Origin of the sequence: Kluyvera georgiana (assembly GCF_050990895.1) — a bacterium.
Taxonomy (GTDB): domain Bacteria; phylum Pseudomonadota; class Gammaproteobacteria; order Enterobacterales; family Enterobacteriaceae; genus Kluyvera; species Kluyvera georgiana.
On sequence record NZ_CP158865.1, the window covers coordinates 4,057,554 to 4,071,869 of the forward strand.

At 55.2% G+C, this 14,316-nt stretch carries 15 protein-coding genes; 10 read left to right on the top strand and 5 right to left on the bottom strand.

Annotated elements, in window-relative coordinates:
* Positions 1-87 precede the first annotated feature (87 nt).
* Positions 88-852, bottom strand: coding sequence for a pyruvate dehydrogenase complex transcriptional repressor PdhR (gene pdhR / locus ABTW00_RS19315; protein WP_064547482.1), 765 nt, complete (start codon positions 850-852; stop codon positions 88-90).
* A 537-nt stretch (positions 853-1,389) separates the two neighbouring features.
* Here pdhR and aroP point away from each other — a divergent pair.
* The 3 genes from aroP (at position 1,390) to ABTW00_RS19330 (ending at position 5,285) form a co-directional block, all read left to right on the top strand.
* Positions 1,390-2,760: an aromatic amino acid transporter AroP gene (gene aroP, locus ABTW00_RS19320; RefSeq protein ID WP_433636976.1), complete on the top strand. Its 1,371-nt coding sequence runs from the start codon at positions 1,390-1,392 to the stop codon at positions 2,758-2,760.
* A 165-nt stretch (positions 2,761-2,925) separates the two neighbouring features.
* Positions 2,926-4,335, top strand: a complete 1,410-nt coding sequence (locus tag ABTW00_RS19325) for a glycoside-pentoside-hexuronide (GPH):cation symporter (protein WP_433636978.1) — start codon at positions 2,926-2,928, stop codon at positions 4,333-4,335.
* Positions 4,335-5,285, top strand: a complete 951-nt coding sequence (locus ABTW00_RS19330) for a glycoside hydrolase family 43 protein (RefSeq protein WP_433636980.1) — start codon at positions 4,335-4,337, stop codon at positions 5,283-5,285. Before ABTW00_RS19325 ends, ABTW00_RS19330 begins: the two co-directional genes overlap by 1 nt.
* Positions 5,286-5,371: 86 nt before the next feature.
* Here the strand turns inward: ABTW00_RS19330 and ampE are convergent, their stop codons facing one another.
* Both ampE and ampD read right to left on the bottom strand, forming a co-directional pair.
* Entirely contained in the window at positions 5,372-6,226 is an 855-nt protein-coding gene (gene ampE, locus ABTW00_RS19335) for a beta-lactamase regulator AmpE (RefSeq protein WP_064547475.1), read from the bottom strand.
* Positions 6,223-6,786, bottom strand: coding sequence for a 1,6-anhydro-N-acetylmuramyl-L-alanine amidase AmpD (ampD, locus tag ABTW00_RS19340; protein WP_065356523.1), 564 nt, complete (start codon positions 6,784-6,786; stop codon positions 6,223-6,225). The genes ampE and ampD overlap by 4 nt, the downstream gene beginning before the upstream one ends.
* 87 nt (positions 6,787-6,873) lie before the next feature.
* On the opposite strand from ampD, the gene nadC reads away from it, so the two are divergent.
* From nadC to hofC, 4 genes are all read left to right on the top strand, one after another.
* Positions 6,874-7,767 carry a carboxylating nicotinate-nucleotide diphosphorylase gene (gene nadC, locus ABTW00_RS19345; RefSeq protein WP_433636983.1) on the top strand — a complete coding sequence of 298 codons (894 nt, stop codon included), beginning with the start codon at positions 6,874-6,876 and terminating at the stop codon, positions 7,765-7,767.
* Positions 7,768-7,941: 174 nt separating this feature from the next.
* Positions 7,942-8,379 (top strand): prepilin peptidase-dependent pilin, encoded by a 438-nt coding sequence (ppdD, locus tag ABTW00_RS19350; RefSeq protein WP_064547467.1) that lies wholly within the window; start codon positions 7,942-7,944, stop codon positions 8,377-8,379.
* 14 nt (positions 8,380-8,393) lie between these two features.
* Positions 8,394-9,779 carry a type II secretion system protein GspE gene (gene gspE, locus ABTW00_RS19355; protein WP_433636985.1) on the top strand — a complete coding sequence of 462 codons (1,386 nt, stop codon included), beginning with the start codon at positions 8,394-8,396 and terminating at the stop codon, positions 9,777-9,779.
* The gene (gene hofC, locus ABTW00_RS19360) at positions 9,772-10,971 is read left to right on the top strand and encodes a protein transport protein HofC (RefSeq protein ID WP_433636987.1); all 1,200 of its coding nucleotides are present in this window, start codon (positions 9,772-9,774) and stop codon (positions 10,969-10,971) included. Before gspE ends, hofC begins: the two co-directional genes overlap by 8 nt.
* Before the next feature lie 32 nt (positions 10,972-11,003).
* Here the strand turns inward: hofC and ABTW00_RS19365 are convergent, their stop codons facing one another.
* Positions 11,004-12,047, bottom strand: coding sequence for a GMP reductase (locus tag ABTW00_RS19365; protein WP_064547460.1), 1,044 nt, complete (start codon positions 12,045-12,047; stop codon positions 11,004-11,006).
* 224 nt (positions 12,048-12,271) lie between these two features.
* Here ABTW00_RS19365 and coaE point away from each other — a divergent pair, with 224 nt between their 5' ends.
* From coaE to yacG, 3 genes are read left to right on the top strand one after another with little or no spacing between them, the layout of a single operon-like run.
* Entirely contained in the window at positions 12,272-12,892 is a 621-nt protein-coding gene (gene coaE / locus ABTW00_RS19370) for a dephospho-CoA kinase (RefSeq protein WP_433636990.1), read from the top strand.
* Complete coding sequence (zapD, locus tag ABTW00_RS19375; RefSeq protein ID WP_064547456.1) at positions 12,892-13,635, top strand: cell division protein ZapD; 744 nt, start codon at positions 12,892-12,894, stop codon at positions 13,633-13,635. Before coaE ends, zapD begins: the two co-directional genes overlap by 1 nt.
* 9 nt (positions 13,636-13,644) lie before the next feature.
* On the top strand, positions 13,645-13,839 hold the full coding sequence (gene yacG, locus ABTW00_RS19380; RefSeq protein ID WP_065356518.1) for a DNA gyrase inhibitor YacG: 195 nt from the start codon (positions 13,645-13,647) through the stop codon (positions 13,837-13,839).
* 81 nt (positions 13,840-13,920) lie between these two features.
* Here yacG and mutT read toward each other — a convergent pair whose 3' ends face one another.
* Positions 13,921-14,310, bottom strand: a complete 390-nt coding sequence (mutT, locus tag ABTW00_RS19385; protein WP_064547452.1) for an 8-oxo-dGTP diphosphatase MutT — start codon at positions 14,308-14,310, stop codon at positions 13,921-13,923.
* Between the last annotated feature and the right edge of the window lie 6 nt (positions 14,311-14,316).

A 14,316-nucleotide genomic window follows, 5' to 3' on the forward strand; every position in this document is an offset into this window, starting at 1 on the left:
CGCAATAAGACAGGTTCTGCGTTTAGTTGCCGCGCTCTGAATGGCGCATTTTCACATTTCCCGGTCAAACAACTGCCGGGAAAAAGCTTAATCCTTTCGCTGCTGGAGGCGACGTAACGAGCGCTCACGGCGGCTCTGTTCACGACTTCTGTCCAACAAAATCTCTTCAATGAAGGCCAGGTGGCGGTGAGACGCTTCGCGCGCCTGCTCTGGTTCGCCAGCCATGATCGCTTCAAAAATACGGGTACGATGATTGCTAACCTGCGGGAGCATCTCCCTACGGGCGTAGAGCAACTCAAAGTTTTGACGAACGTTTTGCGCCAGCATCGGCTCCATACACCGTAGCAAATGAAGCAGCACCACGTTGTGAGCCGCTTCAGTGACCGCAATTTGATACTGGACGACGGCGTCAGATTCAGCGTCAAGGTCGCCAGACTGCTGAGCCCGTTCGATGGCCTGATGCAGTTCGCGAATGCGTACGCGATCTTCATCAGTGCTGCGCAGTGCCGCGTAATAAGCCGCGATACCTTCCAGCGCGTGACGGGTCTCTAGCAGATCAAACTGGGATTCAGGGTGGTCGGACAGAAGCTCAACCAGCGGATCGCTGAAGCTCTGCCATAGGCTGCTCTGAACAAAAGTCCCGCCGCCCTGGCGACGAAGCAGGAGCCCTTTGGCTTCAAGGCGTTGAATCGCCTCACGCAGCGAAGGGCGAGAAACGTCGAACTGTTTAGCCAGTTCGCGTTCAGGTGGAAGTTTTTCGCCGGGGCGTAACGTCCCCTCAAGAATCAAAAACTCCAACTGCTGCTCAATCACATCAGAAAGTTTTGGTTGGCGGATTTTGCTGTAGGCCATTGTTCCCTGTCTCTGCCATTAGCCCGGAGTCAATTGGTCTTACCAATTTCAAGTTCGTAGCGCTAAAGTAACAAAGTATTCACCTTATGTCCATACAGGTTTTGATTGAAATCAGTAAACCCGGCACTTTTTAACAACATTACAGAAATGATGTTTCAGAAATGTAACTTTGCACAAAAAATGACTTTACCTATAAAGAAGTATAATTAACTAAAACAAAACAATATTAAGCAAACTGAACCGTTTCAATTCCGCCATAAATGAATTTTTATTCAATCTAGTGACTATTAATTCAATGTTATCGTGATATCACCATTTCAGCGCGGCGTGACCGTTGTTGTCTTTTTATCCAATCCGTCATCATCCCTTCATAAAGCAGGTGCATTCCTCCGCGCTTACCACTATTCTGCTCATGACGAAAGAGCCTTACCTCTTTTTAAGAAAAGCTTTTCGTAAACATAACAATACAGAAAACGGAATTTCTTAAGTACATACGCACAACAGCGTCACAATAATAACCACACACGAGGTTTCACAATGGAAGGTCAACAGCAAGGCACGCAGCTTAAGCGCGGCCTGAAGAACCGCCATATCCAGCTGATCGCTCTGGGCGGCGCTATCGGCACCGGCCTGTTTCTTGGCAGCGCCTCCGTTATTCAATCCGCAGGTCCCGGTATTATTCTCGGCTACGCTATCGCCGGTTTTATTGCCTTTATGATCATGCGCCAGCTCGGTGAAATGGTGGTTGAAGAGCCAGTAGCTGGCTCCTTCAGCCACTTTGCCTACAAGTACTGGGGCAACTTTGCGGGCTTTGCTTCGGGCTGGAACTACTGGGTGCTGTACGTCCTGGTTGCCATGGCGGAACTCACGGCCGTGGGTAAATATATCCAGTTCTGGTATCCCGAGATCCCAACCTGGGCTTCTGCGGCAGCCTTCTTTGTGATTATCAACGCCATCAACCTGACCAACGTTAAAGTGTTCGGTGAGATGGAGTTCTGGTTTGCCATCATCAAGGTTATCGCGGTTATCGCGATGATCCTGTTCGGCGCATGGCTACTGTTCAGCGGCACCGCGGGCCCGCAGGCAACCGTTCGCAACCTGTGGGAACAAGGCGGCTTCCTGCCTCACGGCTGGACCGGACTGGTGATGATGATGGCGATCATCATGTTCTCCTTCGGCGGCCTTGAGCTGGTTGGGATTACCGCGGCAGAAGCGGATAACCCGGAGCAAAGCATTCCTAAAGCCACCAACCAGGTTATCTACCGTATCCTGATTTTCTATGTGGGCTCGCTGGCGGTACTGCTCTCGCTGATGCCGTGGACCCGCGTCACCGCAGACGTCAGTCCGTTCGTACTTATCTTCCATGAACTGGGCGACTCGTTCGTAGCGAATGCCCTGAACATCGTGGTCCTGACCGCCGCACTCTCCGTGTACAACAGCTGCGTCTACTGCAACAGCCGTATGCTTTTCGGCCTGGCGCAGCAGGGTAACGCTCCGAAAGCGCTGCTGAACGTCGACAAACGCGGCGTGCCGGTGAGCTCCATTTTGGTTTCCGCCGTTGTGACTGCGCTGTGCGTACTGATCAACTACCTGGCACCAGAGTCCGCATTCGGGCTGCTGATGGCGCTGGTGGTCTCTGCCCTGGTGATTAACTGGGCGATGATTAGCCTGGCGCACATCAAGTTCCGCAAAGCCAAACAGCAGCAGGGCGTCACCACGCGCTTCCCGGCGCTGTTCTACCCGCTGGGGAACTGGATCTGCCTGGTCTTCATGGCTGCCGTGCTGGTCATTATGGTCATGACCCCGGGCATGGCGATCTCCGTATGGCTGATTCCGGTATGGATCGCCATTCTGGGTATTGGCTTTATGTTTAAGCAGAAGAGCGCCAAAACCGTAAAAGCGCACTGATCTGACAGGCCCTCTCCTCCCGGAGGGGGCTTTTTCCCTGATGTTACCTGCCTCACAGTTTCATTTTCGCAGCAGCTTTCTCCATATCAACAACGTTATCCTGCTACGCATTTTCCCCTTTAACTGGCAATAATCTTCGCCATATTCCCCAAGAGAGATCTGGCGATGGACGCGAATAAACTGTCAGTAAAAGAGAAGATTGGTTATGGCATGGGCGATGCTGGATGCAACATCATCTTCGGCGCTATCATGCTGTTCGTTAACTATTTTTATACCGATATTTTTGGTCTGGCGCCGGCATTGGTGGGCGTACTGCTGCTCTCAATCCGCGTCATTGACGCCGTCACTGACCCGATTATGGGCGCGCTGGCCGACCGTACCCGCAGTAAGTACGGTCGTTTTCGTCCATGGCTATTATGGATCGCCTTCCCCTATGCCCTGTTCAGCGTGCTGATGTTCACCACGCCAGAATGGACCTACAGCAGCAAAGTTATCTATGCATTTGTCACCTATTTCCTGCTGTCGATCACCTATACCGCCATCAATATTCCTTACTGCTCTCTGGGTAGCGTCATTACCAACGATCCAAAAGAGCGCGTCGCCTGTCAGTCTTACCGCTTCGTGTTGGTAGGTATCGCGACCCTGCTGTTATCGCTGACGCTGCTGCCGATGGCCGACTGGTTTGGCGGTGAAGACAAAGCCAAAGGCTACCAGATGGCGATGACCGTGCTGGCCTTTATCGGCATGTGTATGTTCCTGTTCTGCTTTTCCACCGTGCGTGAACGCGTGCGCCCGGCGGTGCAGACCAACGATGAACTGAAGCAAGATTTAAAAGACGTCTGGAAAAACGATCAGTGGGTACGCATTCTGCTGCTGACGCTGTGCAACGTCTGCCCTGGTTTTATCCGCATGGCGGCCACCATGTACTACGTGACCTGGGTAATGGGTGAAAGCACACATTTCGCCACTATCTTTATCAGCCTCGGCGTGGTTGGCATGATGATCGGCAGCATGCTGGCCAAAGTACTAACCGACCGCTGGTGTAAGCTGCAGGTTTTCTTCTGGACCAACATCGTACTGGCAATATTCTCTATCGCCTTCTATTTCTTCGATCCACACGCCACCGTGCTTATTGTCGTACTCTACTTCCTGCTGAACGTACTGCACCAGATCCCGTCCCCGCTGCACTGGTCGCTGATGGCCGACGTTGATGATTACGGCGAGTGGAAGACCGGCAAACGTATCACCGGCATCAGCTTCTCCGGCAACCTGTTCTTCCTGAAGGTGGGTCTTGCGGTGGCCGGTGCCATGGTCGGCTTCCTGCTCTCCTGGTACGGCTACGACGCGGGTGCCAAAGCGCAAAGCGACACCACCCTCAACGGTATCATGCTGTTATTCACCGTGATTCCTGGCGTGGGCTATCTGATTACCGCAGGCGTGGTTCGTCTGCTGAAAGTTGACCGCAACCTGATGAAACAGATTCAGGAAGATCTCGAAAAACGCCGTAATAACTACCGCGAGCTGAATGAATACCAGCAAGAATTGAAAACGACTGAACACGTAAGGAAAGCCTGATGAAGAACTGGCCTAACCCCTTTATTGAGCAACGCGCCGATCCGTTTATTCTGCGTCACAAGGGAACGTACTACTTTATCGCCTCTGTCCCGGAATATGACCGGCTGGAGATCCGCCGCGCCGACGATCTCGACGGCCTGCGCACTGCGGAACCGGTGGTGGTCTGGCGCAAGCCGGACAGCGGCCCGATGAGCAACCTTATCTGGGCGCCGGAGCTGCACCACATTAACGGCAAATGGTATATCTACTTCGCCGCCGCCCACACTCAGGCGTTCGACAGTCTGGGGATGTTCCAGCACCGCATGTTCGTGCTGGAGTGCAGCGACGCCGATCCGCTCAGCGGGAAATGGGTTGAGAAAGGTCAGGTAAAAACGCCGTTCGACACCTTCTGCCTCGATGCCACCACCTTCGCGCATCAGGGCAAACTGTGGTATTTGTGGGCGCAAAAGTCGCCGGAGATTGCCGGTAACTCCAACCTGTATCTGGCCGAACTGGAAAACCCGTGGACCCTGAAAGGTGAACCTGTGATGCTCAGCAAACCTGAGTTCGATTGGGAGTGCCGCGGTTTTCTGGTGAACGAAGGGCCTGCCGTCGTCACCCACGGCAACCGTCTGTTTATCAGCTACTCCGCCAGCGCCACCGACGAAAACTACTGCATGGGCCTGCTGTGGATTGATAAAGACGCCGATATCACCAAGGTGGAAAACTGGCATAAGTCACCGGAACCGGTATTCACCACCAGCTATGAAAATCGCCAGTATGGCCCTGGACACAATAGTTTCACGCAGACGCCGGAAGGTGAGGATGTGCTGGTTTATCATGCGAGGAACTACACGGAAATTGAAGGCGACCCGCTGTATGACCCGAATCGTCATACCCGATTGAAGACCGTCTACTGGAGGGAGGATGGGATGCCGGACTTTGGTATTCCGCCAGCCGATACGCTGTAAAAGCATTGCCCGGTGGCGCTTCGCCTCACCGGGCCTTCGGGACTCATCGTAGGCCGGATAAGGCGAGGCCGCCATCCGGCCAAAAACTACACTAGCGTCCCATAGATAGTCAGCAGCGCCATCACCACCACGACCGCATACGACGTCTTCTTCGCCATCGAAACCGCCGCCTTTGGCGTCTCCACTTTATCAACATGCGGCTCGCGAGCCAGCGAATACTGCGCCAGCGTCGTCAACACCTGATACTGTGAAGAATGGCGATCGCCCAGCGAAGCAAACCACGCAGGAAGCGCCTTCTCACCGTGACCAATCAGCGCATACACCACGCCAACCAGGCGTACAGGGACCCAATCCACCACGTGCAGAATCGCGTCAATCCCCGACTGTAGACGCTGGTGCGGCGTTTGGTAGCGCGCGAGGTAGGACTGCCACGAGCGCAGGAACGCATAGCCCATAAGCGCCACCGGCCCCCAGGCGCCCCCGACGACAAACCAGAACAACGGAGCGAGGTAGAAACGATAGTTGATCCACAGCAGCGCGTTCTGCAATTCACGCAGGAACTCACGCTCATCGCAACCCGGAGGGACACCATGAATCATCGTCAGTTCGCTGGCCATCGCCTCACGAGCGTGGGCATCATTACGTGATGCCGCCTTCAGGTAAGCATGATAGTGCAGACGAACGCGACCCGCGCCAATACACAGCAGCCCCAGCAGAATCCAGAAAATAAGCTGCGGCACATTAAACAGCAGCCCATCCAACGCACGCTGAATAATCCCGACCACCGCCATCGCCGCGATGGTCATCAGCAGCGTGGCGGCCAGGGAATAGTGTTTCACCCGGCGAAACAGTGCCTCCAGACGATGGTCAAGTTGCCAGTGTTCGCCAAGTTTAAACAGGCGTTCGGCCAGCAGAACCAGAAGCGTGGTAAACAACGTCATGTCATCTCCTTATCTGACGAGGGGGTGACCAGCGCGCGAAAACGTGCCCAGTCAAACGCCGGGCCGGGATCGGTTTTACGCACAGGCGCGATATCGCTGTGACCCGTCATATTGTCGGCAATGAGGGGATACTCGGCAATGAGCAGCTGTGTTAACGCCGCCAACTGCGCATACTGCGCATCGGTATAGGCCAGCGTATCGGTACCTTCGAGCTCAATACCGATAGAGAAATCATTACACCGTTCACGCCCGTGGTAGGAGGAAACGCCTGCGTGCCACGCGCGTTTATCAAAGGGAACGTACTGCACAATCTCACCGTCGCGACGGATCAAGCAGTGGGCCGATACCCGCAGATGGCAAATTTCCGCAAAAAACGGATCGGCGTCAGGATCGAGCGTACCGGTAAACAGAGCATCTATCCACGGGCCGCCAAACTGACCGGGCGGCAGGCTAATATTGTGCACAACCAGCAGCGAGGGGGCCTCATCCTCCGGGCGACTATCATGATGAGGGGACGGCACCTGCCGAACGCCCACCAGCCAGCCCTTATCTAACTGCATTCAGGATCTCCTAAAATATGGTGATACTTGCTGGTTCAGAGTAGCATGTTTCAATCTTTTGCATCGTTACCAATTTGGAGCTTTATTATGCCGCCTCGCCGCTATAACCCAGACCACCGACGTGACGCGCTGCTTGAACGTATCAACCTCGATATCCCTGACGCGGTCGCCCAGGCCCTGCGTGAAGATCTGGGCGGAGAAGTGAATGCCCAGAACGATATTACCGCACAACTCTTACCGGAAAAAACACAGTCTCATGCCATCGTGATTACGCGTGAAGACGGCGTATTTTGCGGTAAACGCTGGGTTGAAGAGGTCTTTATTCAACTGGCTGGCGATGACGTCACCCTGACCTGGCACGTTGAAGATGGCGATACCGTCGTCGCTAACCAACCGCTGTTTGAAATTAATGGCCCGTCCCGCGTTCTGCTTACCGGCGAGCGCACGGCGTTGAACTTTGTGCAGACGCTTTCCGGTGTCGCCACTGAAGTGCGTAAATACGTCAATCTGCTGGAAGGCACCCACACTCAACTGCTGGACACCCGCAAAACGTTGCCGGGCCTACGCACCGCGCTAAAATACGCCGTGCTGTGCGGCGGCGGCGCCAATCACCGCCTGGGATTGTCCGACGCCTTCCTGATCAAAGAAAACCATATTATTGCCTCCGGCTCCGTGCGTCAGGCGGTAGAGAAAGCGTTCTGGCTGCATCCGGACGTGCCGGTTGAAGTTGAAGTGGAAACGCTGCAAGAGCTGCAAGAGGCGCTGAAGGCCGGTGCCGACATCATCATGCTTGATAACTTTGATACCGAGCAGATGCGTGAAGCGGTCAACATGACCCAAGGTCAGGCTCAACTGGAGGTCTCCGGCAACGTGACCTTTGATACCATTCGCGAGTTCGCTGAAACCGGCGTCGACTTCATCTCCGTCGGCGCGCTAACCAAGCATGTGCGCGCGCTCGACCTGTCGATGCGCTTTCACTAACAGCTGATGATGCCCTCCGCCGCGAGGGCTTTTTTCGATCTTCGTTCCACTTCCCCCTGCACATCTGCAACCTTAACAAAAACGCTGGGAAGCAGCGTCCTGAACACCATTTTGCCCCTCGCTGGCCGCCGCAGCCTCTGCCAGAGTAGCGCCAGTTTCAGCAAGGAGCAGAACATGAACAGACAGCAAGGTTTTACCCTTATCGAGCTGATGGTCGTTATTGGCATTATCGCTATCCTTAGCGCTATCGGAATCCCGGCCTACCAGAACTACCTACGCAAAGCAGCGCTAACCGATATGCTGCAAACCTTCGTCCCCTACCGCACCGCCATCGAACTGTGCGCGCTCGACCGTGGCGGGCTGGATAACTGCAATGCAGGCAGCAACGGCATCCCCTCACCGACCACGACGCGCTATGTTTCAGCCATGAGCGTCGCGCAGGGTACGGTTATTCTCACCGGTCAGGAGAGCCTCAACGGTCTGACCGTCACCCTGGTCCCCGGCTGGGATAATGCCAACGGCATCACCGGCTGGCAGCGCACCTGCGATATCCAGAACGATGGCGCGCTACAGCAGGCCTGTGAAGATGTTTTCCGCTTTGACGCACAGTAAGCGAGGTGACAGCGATGAAACAGGAACAGTTGTTAACGCTGTGCCAGCGTCACCACGCGGTGCTGCTCGGCAATGCGGCCGATGAACTGAATATCGCGGTGGTCGGCACGCCGCCCGGCGAGCTGATGGATTCGCTCCGTTTTGCCAGCCAAAAGCGTATCGATATTGAATGCTGGACTCAGGAGAGGATGGACAAATATCTCCAGCAGTCGGCACCTTTAGCCAATGTCACACCGCATGAAGAGAGCGACAACGCGGTTGACCTACTCAACCATCTGCTCAAACAGGCGCTGATTCAACGCGCGTCCGATATCCACTTTGAGCCGGCCGAGCATGCCCTACGCGTGCGGCTGCGGGTCGACGGCGTACTGCATCCTCTTGCCCCTGTCTCGTTCCCGCTAATGGCACCGCTTATCGCAAGACTAAAGGTGCTCGGCGGCCTGGATATCGCCGAGCGTCGATTACCTCAGGACGGGCAGTTCACGATAGATATTGCCGATAAGCCGCTCTCATTCAGACTCTCGACGCTGCCCTGTCGCTACGGCGAAAAAGCGGTGCTGCGTCTGCTGCATAAGGTTGAACAGGCGCTGGACCTTAAGCAACTGGGGTTGTCAGACCGCGAGCACTCGCAGCTTCAGTCCGCGCTGAATCAACCGCAAGGACTGATTCTGGTTACCGGGCCGACGGGCAGCGGAAAAACGGTGACGCTATACAGCGCGCTGCAAAGTCGCAACCATAGCGACGTCAATATCTGTAGTGTGGAAGACCCTATTGAGATTCCGCTTGATGGCCTGAACCAGACGCAGATCAGTCCCCGCGCGGGATTAACCTTCCAGAACGTACTCCGCGCCTTGCTGCGTCAGGATCCCGACATCGTGATGGTGGGTGAAATCCGCGACGGTGAGACGGCAGAGATCGCTATCAAAGCCGCACAAACCGGTCATCTGGTGCTCTCGACGCTGCATACCAACTCTACCGTCGAAACGCTGGTACGCCTGGAGCAGATGGGCGTGGCGCGCTGGATGGTGTCATCGGCATTGATAATGGTTGTCGCTCAGAGGTTGGTACGACGACTCTGCCCGCACTGTCAAAAGAGGTTACCCAATGCACAACCGCTCCCACCATCACTGTGGCCGCGTCCGCTACCGCACTGGACGGCACCAGGCTGCGAGCACTGTTATCATGGCTATCAGGGCCGTCTCGCCCTGTTTGAACTGCTGCCGCTCACGCCCACACTGAGACAGTGTATTGCCGGTGGTTTTAGTCCGGCTGAACTCATGGTCCATGCGCGGGAATCGGGTATGACCACGCTGTTTGAAAACGGCTGCCGGGCCGTCGAGCAAGGGCTAACCACGCAGGAAGAACTGCTGCGCGTACTAGGACTCCCACAGGATGCGTGAACAGCTTTGGTACTGGCGTGGGCTTGACCCCAACGGCATCGAGCATCGCGGTACGCTCTGGGCCAGCCATCGGCCTGCCGCGCTAATGGCGCTCGCGCAGCAAAACATTATCGCCTTATCGTTGAAACGCCGTGCGGTGAACCCATCACTCTGGCGATCGCAGCATAGCTGTGCAGTGATCGGTCAGTTAGCAACGCTTTTGCAGGCCGGTCTTACCTTATCAGACAGCCTGACGCTCCTCGCCCAGCAACACCCCGTAGCGCAGTGGCGCGCCCTCCTCAACTCGCTGGCTAACCGCCTGGCACAAGGTGTCACATTATCGGAAGGATTGAAGTCATGGCCACAGGCTTTTCCGCCACTCTATCTGGCGATGATTCGCACCGGTGAAATCACCGGTAAGCTGGAACAGTGCTGTCTGGCACTTTCTCAACAGCAGAAAGCGCAACGGCTGCTCACGGCAAAAGTGAAAAAGGCGCTGCGCTATCCGCTGATTATCCTGTCGCTGGCCGTGCTGGTGGTGGTGGCGATGGTGAGTTTCGTCCTGCCGGAATTTACCGCCATCTATCGTACCTTCAACACGCCGTTGCCCGCGCTGACGCAGGCCGTCATCGCAAGCACCGCCTTTATTGAACGATGGTGCATTCCCCTTTTTGTTTCTTTGCTGTTGCCTGCGGCGCTCGGCGTAGCGTTAAAAAATCATCCGCCATGGCAACGTGTCCGCCAACAAATACTGCTCGCACTGCCAATTATGGGCAAGCTCAGGCGCGGCCAGATGCTTAGCCAGATTTTTACCGTTCTGTCACTGACGCAACGCGCAGGCATCGCCTTTTTGCAGGGGCTGGAAACCGTTGAAGAGACGCTCACCTGTCCGTGGTGGCGTGAGGTTATCGCCAGGCTGCATCACGATGTGGCGCAGGGTTGTACCATCTGGCAGGCCATGGAAAATAGTCACGTGTTTACACCACTGTGCTTACAGCTGGTGAGAACGGGGGAAGCGTCCGGGGCGCTGGATGAAATGCTGGAGAATCTGGCGCGGCATCACAATGAGAGCACCCAGAATCTGGCGGAAAACCTGACGTCGATGCTGGAGCCGTTGCTGCTTATCGTCACGGGGTTAATCATTGGAACGCTGGTCGTCGCCATGTACCTGCCCATTTTTCATCTGGGAGATGCCATCAGCGGAGCGGGATAACGCTGGCACATACGGTGCCAGCGTTGAAGGGGTTACAGGCTGTTGAACACGCGGTTCTCTTGTTCCTGTACCCGAATAAAGGTGGTGCGTTTGGTCAACTCTTTCAGACGAGATGCCCCGACGTAGGTGCACGCTGAACGCAGGCCGCCAAGGATATCACGCGCGGTGTTATCGACCGGGCCACGCAGCGGTAGCTTCACGGTTTTGCCTTCTGCCGCGCGATACTGGGCCACGCCGCCGACGTGGCGCTTCATCGCCGACTCGGAGCTCATGCCGTAGAACAGCATAAATTTCTCGCCGTTCTCTTCAACGATCACGCCGCCGCTTTCGTCGTGGCCAGCCAACATGCCGCCCAGCATCACGAAGTCGGCACCGCCGCCGAAAGCTTTCGCCACATCACCCGGCATGGTGCAGCCGCCGTCGCTGACGATCTGGCCGCCAAGGCCGTGTGCCGCATCAGCACATTCAATGACTGCGGACAGCTGCGGATAGCCGACGCCGGTTTTCACGCGGGTTGTGCAGACGGAACCCGGACCAATCCCTACTTTCACAATGTCCGCGCCGGACAGAATCAGCTCTTCGCACATCTCGCCGGTTACGACGTTGCCTGCACAGATCGTTTTCGTCGGCCATGCTTCACGCGCTTTCGCCACAAACTGTACAAAGTGCTCAGAGTAACCATTAGCTACGTCAATACACACAAAGTTCAGCGCTGAGTTCAGCTTGAGGATCTGCTGCGTTTTTTCGAAGTCAGCATCGGAGGTCCCGGTAGAGACCATCACGTGTTTGAGCACGTCTTCAGATTCGGCCTGCACAAAGGCTTTCCACTCTTCAACAGAGTAGTGTTTGTGTACGGCAGTCAGGATATCGAAAGAGGCGAGTGCTTTTGCCATCCCGAAAGTCCCCACGGAGTCCATATTCGCAGCAATAATCGGTACGCCTGACCAGCGTTGGCCTGAGTGTTTAAAGGTGAATTCGCGTTCCAGTTCAACATCGGAACGGCTTTTAAGAGTAGAGCGTTTAGGGCGGATAAGAACGTCTTTGAAACCTAACTTCAGATCTTCTTCGATACGCATGTGCGAATTCCTGGGGTTAATGGCAATTAAATTGAGAGCACAACTCCAGTAATGCAATCATACGCACTAATCAGGTCTTCGCAAGACTGCGATTTTCACTTTTTTTAAGCTACAATCCCATAAATTTACCTGGCGAATTGTACCGTGCTTCTTTGATTCGCATACTTTGAGCGCCAGTTTTTTAACCAAATGATTTTCATACTAAAATTCCAGGGCTAAGCGGTATGACTTACACAGTGGCGTTAACGGGCGGCATCGGTAGCGGCAAAAGCACGGTCGCAGATGCGTTTTCTTGCCTGGGAATTAACGTGATTGATGCCGATATTCTTGCCCGTCAGGTTGTCGAACCCGGCACGCCAGCGCTGGCAGCCATTACCGAACATTTCGGTCACCACATTCTGACCGAGGAAGGGGCGCTCAATCGCCGGGCGCTACGCGAACGTATTTTCGCCAACCCGGAGGAAAAAGCCTGGCTCAATGCCCTTCTGCACCCTTTGATTCAGCAGGAAACGCAGCGTCAGCTTCGTCAGGCCACCTCGCCTTACGTGCTTTGGGTCGTTCCTCTGCTGGTGGAAAACAAACTGTATGAGCGGGCCGATCGCGTGCTGGTCATTGACGTATCGCGCGAAACCCAGCTTCTTCGTACCATGCAGCGCGACAATGTGTCGCGAGAGCATGCGGAAAATATTCTTGCTGCCCAGGCCACGCGCGAAGCGCGTCTGGCCGTGGCTGACGACGTTATTAATAACAACGGCACACCAGATGCCATTGCATCGGATGTTGCTCGCCTTCACGCGCACTATCTTGAGCTCGCGGCACAGGCTGTTTCACAGGAAAAATCGTAATGCACACCCACATCCTTTTTGAGCATCCGCTAAACGAAAAAATGCGTACCTGGCTGCGTATTGAATTTCTGACTGAGCAATTGAATGCTAATTTACCCATCAGAGATCACGCCAGCGCGCTGCACTTTTTTCGCAACGTCGGGGATTTACTGGATGTGTTCGAACGCGGCGATATCCGCACAGAACTGCTCAAAGAGCTGGAGCGCCAGCAGCGTAAACTGAACGCCTGGAGCGAAGTCCCGGGCGTTGACCTCAGCCGTATCGACGCTCTACGCCAGCAGTTGAAAAACAGCAGTAGCATCCTGATGGCCGCGCCGCGCATCGGGCAATTCCTGCGTGAAGATCGCCTGATTGCGCTGGTTCGCCAGCGTCTGAGCATTCCGGGCGGTTGCTGCAGCTTCGACCTGCCGACGCTGCATATCTGGCTGAACGCCAGACAGCATCAGCGTGATGCGCTCGTCGAAACCTGGCTGGCTAGCCTGGAGCCGCTGAATCAGGCACTGACGTTAATTCTCGATCTGGTACGTAACTCAGCCCTGTTCCGCAAACAAACCAGCCTGAACGGTTTTTATCAGGACAACGGCGAAGATGCCGACCTGCTGCGCCTGAAGCTCGAGCTCGCCTCGCAGCTTTACCCGCAGATCTCCGGGCACAAGAGCCGCTTTGCCATCCGCTTTATGCCGCTGGACAGCGAGCATGGCGTGGTGCCAGAGCGTCTGGATTTTGAACTGGCGTGCTGCTAAGGAGAGAAGATGTCTGACGTCATTACGGTAAACTGCCCCACCTGCAACAAACCGGTTGTGTGGGGTGAACAAAGCCCCTATCGTCCTTTTTGCTCCAAGCGCTGCCAGCTGATTGACCTCGGCGAGTGGGCTGCGGAGGAAAAGCGAATCCCAAGCAGCGGCGATCTCTCCGACAGCGATGACTGGAGCGAAGAGCAGCAGTAATTTAGCGTAGGCCGGATAAGACGATGCGCCGCTATCCGGCAATCTGCGTCATTTGACCTGATGGCGCTCTGCTTATCAGGTCTACCCCGCAATCAGCTTTTCAATCACCGGTACGTTCGCTGGCGGAAATTCGTCCGCGACGAGATCCTGTTGCGCAACCCAGCGCCCCGGTTGCCCTTCCTTGCCCCACGGCTCGCCTTCCCAGCTATCCACCAGCCAGAACCACAGTGTGATGTGGCGATCGGGGAACTGATACTCCAGCTTATCAAATGGTTGTAACGAGGTGGTCACGATCCCAACCTCTTCCTGCAGCTCACGAATAACCGCTTCCTGCGGAGATTCTCCCGCTTCAATTTTACCGCCGGGGAATTCCCATTTATGCGCCATATGCGCATCAGCAGCACGCTGGGTAATATAGATTTCGCCTGCAGCATTACGAATGATGCCGACGGAGATTTGCAGTATTTTCATTTTGTC

What these genes read in the sequence shown, in the direction of transcription:
- pdhR (WP_064547482.1), bottom strand. Translation starts at nt 852, where the DNA reads ATGGCCTACAGCAAAATCCGCCAACCAAAACTTTCTGATGTGATTGAG.
- aroP (WP_433636976.1), top strand. Translation starts at nt 1,390, where the DNA reads ATGGAAGGTCAACAGCAAGGCACGCAGCTTAAGCGCGGCCTGAAGAAC.
- ABTW00_RS19325 (WP_433636978.1), top strand. Translation starts at nt 2,926, where the DNA reads ATGGACGCGAATAAACTGTCAGTAAAAGAGAAGATTGGTTATGGCATG.
- ABTW00_RS19330 (WP_433636980.1), top strand. Translation starts at nt 4,335, where the DNA reads ATGAAGAACTGGCCTAACCCCTTTATTGAGCAACGCGCCGATCCGTTT.
- ampE (WP_064547475.1), bottom strand. Translation starts at nt 6,226, where the DNA reads ATGACGTTGTTTACCACGCTTCTGGTTCTGCTGGCCGAACGCCTGTTT.
- ampD (WP_065356523.1), bottom strand. Translation starts at nt 6,786, where the DNA reads ATGCAGTTAGATAAGGGCTGGCTGGTGGGCGTTCGGCAGGTGCCGTCC.
- nadC (WP_433636983.1), top strand. Translation starts at nt 6,874, where the DNA reads ATGCCGCCTCGCCGCTATAACCCAGACCACCGACGTGACGCGCTGCTT.
- ppdD (WP_064547467.1), top strand. Translation starts at nt 7,942, where the DNA reads ATGAACAGACAGCAAGGTTTTACCCTTATCGAGCTGATGGTCGTTATT.
- gspE (WP_433636985.1), top strand. Translation starts at nt 8,394, where the DNA reads ATGAAACAGGAACAGTTGTTAACGCTGTGCCAGCGTCACCACGCGGTG.
- hofC (WP_433636987.1), top strand. Translation starts at nt 9,772, where the DNA reads ATGCGTGAACAGCTTTGGTACTGGCGTGGGCTTGACCCCAACGGCATC.
- ABTW00_RS19365 (WP_064547460.1), bottom strand. Translation starts at nt 12,047, where the DNA reads ATGCGTATCGAAGAAGATCTGAAGTTAGGTTTCAAAGACGTTCTTATC.
- coaE (WP_433636990.1), top strand. Translation starts at nt 12,272, where the DNA reads ATGACTTACACAGTGGCGTTAACGGGCGGCATCGGTAGCGGCAAAAGC.
- zapD (WP_064547456.1), top strand. Translation starts at nt 12,892, where the DNA reads ATGCACACCCACATCCTTTTTGAGCATCCGCTAAACGAAAAAATGCGT.
- yacG (WP_065356518.1), top strand. Translation starts at nt 13,645, where the DNA reads ATGTCTGACGTCATTACGGTAAACTGCCCCACCTGCAACAAACCGGTT.
- mutT (WP_064547452.1), bottom strand. Translation starts at nt 14,310, where the DNA reads ATGAAAATACTGCAAATCTCCGTCGGCATCATTCGTAATGCTGCAGGC.